This is a genomic window from Mycobacterium sp. (assembly GCF_032161845.1).
Lineage (GTDB): Bacteria > Actinomycetota > Actinomycetes > Mycobacteriales > Mycobacteriaceae > Mycobacterium.
Genome location: NZ_JAVRQA010000272.1, coordinates 1 through 2,630 on the forward strand (window position 1 = coordinate 1; position 2,630 = coordinate 2,630).

A 2,630-nucleotide genomic window follows, 5' to 3' on the forward strand; every position below is an offset into this window, starting at 1 on the left:
CCGCTGGCGAGCAGTGGATTCGGGCACAGCGTGCCCGCCAGCTGTCGCGGGCGACGCGGCCGCAGCACCATGTCGGACCGGTGCAGGGCGGGCGTGGTGCTGTCGACGATCTTGTCCCGCATACCTGGAATGAGGTGGAGGCGCGGAACCACGACGCTGCGGATGAGATTGCCGACCTCGCCGCCGGACGTCATCGAGCGGCCGACACCCAATGCGAGGCGAATCATGCTGCGCGCGTGAGGTTTGCGTTCGCGCTGATAGGTGTCGAGGACACCGTGAACCAGGTCGCCGTTCAGCACGCCTGCGAGCTTCCAGCTCAGGTTCGCCGCGTCGCGGATGCCAGCGCCCATGCCCTGGCCGATGAACGGCGGGGTGAGGTGTGCGGCGTCGCCGAGCAGGAAGACGTTGCCGCGCCGCCAGTCATCGGCGAGCTGTGCGCGAAAGGTGTACTCGGTGACGCGGACCAGTTCGAGATCCGCGTCACGGATCCCGGTGACCCATGGTGCGATGAGCGGCCGGAGCGTGGCGATGGTGTCGAAGTCGGCGACCGTCTCGTCGGGCAACAGTCGGAATTCCCATCGGTACCGGGTGTCGCCGATGCGCATGTAGGTTCCGGCGCGGTCGGGGTTGCAGACCTGGTGCACGCCCTCCCACTGGTGGAGGTCGGTCGCCGTCGCAACATCCACCACCAGCCAACGCTGTTCGAACCGCATGTCCCGCATCGTCGAGCCCATCGAGGCGCGCACCAGACTGTTCGCACCGTCGCAGCCGAGGACGTAGTCCGTCTCCACGACGTGCTCGGTGCCGTCCAGGCGATCCCGGTACGTGACGTGGATCGGCCCTGCACCGCCATCGACGACGCCGGTGACCTCTGCGTCACCCCGTAGCTCGACCTCCGGGAAGTGTGCGAGGTTGGCGCGTAGCACCGCTTCGAGATCGGGCTGGTCGAACATGTTGGCCTGTGGAAAACCGTTGCTGCTCAACGCCGTATCGCGGCTGAACTCTGCGAGTTCGGTCATGTTCTTGTCGACGAGTCGAAGGCCGAGGCACGGCCGGGAGATGGCGGCGATCTGGTCGGCGATGCCGATGCGGGCGAAGATGCGGTACACCTCGTCGTCCATGTGCACGGCGCGGGGCTGGGCGTACACACCGTTCCAGCGGTCAAGCAGCAGGGAGTCGATGCCGTACCGGGCCAGCAGCGTGGCGGTCGTGACACCCGTCGGCCCGGCTCCGACGATGACGACCGGTACGCGGCGAACCGCCTGATCGCTCACGCGTACCGGACCACCGTGCGTTGGGTGCCCAGGTCGATCGCTCCGTCGTCGGTGGCGATGGTCAGCTCCATCACGTCGCCGTCCTTCAGGTACTTCGGGTTCGTCGCCTGACGCTTGAAGAACACCTTCCACTTCACCGCCGGGGGAAGCAGGTTTCCGATGATCTCCACCGGCTTCGGCGGAGCGCTGATCGCAGTGCCGACCGGCGTTCCGGTCAGGATGAGATCGCCGGCCACCAGGTTCTGGAACCGTGCCAGCGCCTGCAACGCCACGAGCGGCGGGTGCAGCAGGTCGCCGGCGACGACGGCGTTCTGCCGCTCGGATCCGTTGACGCGCAACCTCAGTCGGAGGTCACCGAAGCGCTTGAGCTCGTCGGCCGTGAGCAGCACCAGCGCGGGGCCCACGGGCGTGAACGTCGGATAGGACTTCGCCTCGTAGAACTGGGTCTGAGTCAGTTGAACGTCGCGAGCCGATACGTCGTTCGTCACGACGAGACCCGCGATGAACGTCGACAGGTTCGACGCGGTGACCTCCGTGCCGACGGCGAGGTCGCGTCCGATCACCAGCCCGATCTCGACCTCGTAGTCCAGCAGGCGCACGTGAGCCGGCTTGACGACGTCGCCGAAGGGGCCGCTGATCGATGCCGAGGCCTTGCGGAAGAACGTCACCTCAACCGACTTCGGGTCGCCGCCGACGTCCTTGACGTGCGACGCGAAGCTGGCCGCCTGGGCGACCACCCGGCAGGGGGCGGTGACGGGTGAGATCAGGTCGAGGGTTTGAACCGCGACCGTGTCGGTGCTTCCTGCCGCAGCGTCGATGGCGGCGCGGTCGGCGAGCAATTCGCCGGTGGTGGTTGCGGAGGTGGCGACTTTGGCTGCGCCAGTCGCCGTTTGGACCCACCAGGCATCGGCGGTGCGGAGAACGGAAATGGTCACGAGTTGGCTGCTTTCAGTAGGCCGCGCAAGCGGGTGAGGCCGAATTCGTTGTCATCGCGCAGGGCGGTGATGATCGACCGGGCTTCGTGCGGAAGAGATCTCGGGTCGATCCCGAGAAAGTCCTTGCTGACCGGCGGGCCCCACTGCGCAAGACCGGATGCGGTGAACGGCGCCCAGCCTGGCTCGATCGTGTCGTCGAACATGTCGCCGTCGGTGAAGTGCTCGACGAGGAATCCGTCGGGGTCGCGCCAGTAGTCGAAGAGCTGGCTGCCCTGGATGTGCCTGCCGATTCCCCAGGAGCGTTGATAGCCAAGCTCGTTCAGGTGTTCGCCGCCCGCGGCAAGCGCATCGAGGTCGGCCACCTGATACGCCGAGTGCACGTACCGGTTCTGCGGACCGAGCGCCATCGCCAAGCTGTGGT

3 protein-coding genes are annotated in these 2,630 nt (G+C 66.8%); all 3 read right to left on the reverse strand.

The features are described from left to right. The coding region (locus tag QOD90_RS15145) for an FAD-dependent oxidoreductase (RefSeq protein WP_526351059.1) at window positions 1-1,274 on the reverse strand (1,274 nt) is incomplete at its 3' end. Continuing rightward, window positions 1,271-2,209 carry a fumarylacetoacetate hydrolase family protein gene (locus QOD90_RS15150; RefSeq protein ID WP_526351061.1) on the reverse strand — a complete coding sequence of 313 codons (939 nt, stop codon included), beginning with the start codon at window positions 2,207-2,209 and terminating at the stop codon, window positions 1,271-1,273. The genes QOD90_RS15150 and QOD90_RS15145, both read right to left, overlap by 4 nt. Then, on the reverse strand, window positions 2,206-2,630 hold a 425-nt coding region (locus tag QOD90_RS15155), incomplete at its 5' end, for a VOC family protein (RefSeq protein ID WP_526351063.1). The genes QOD90_RS15155 and QOD90_RS15150, both read right to left, overlap by 4 nt.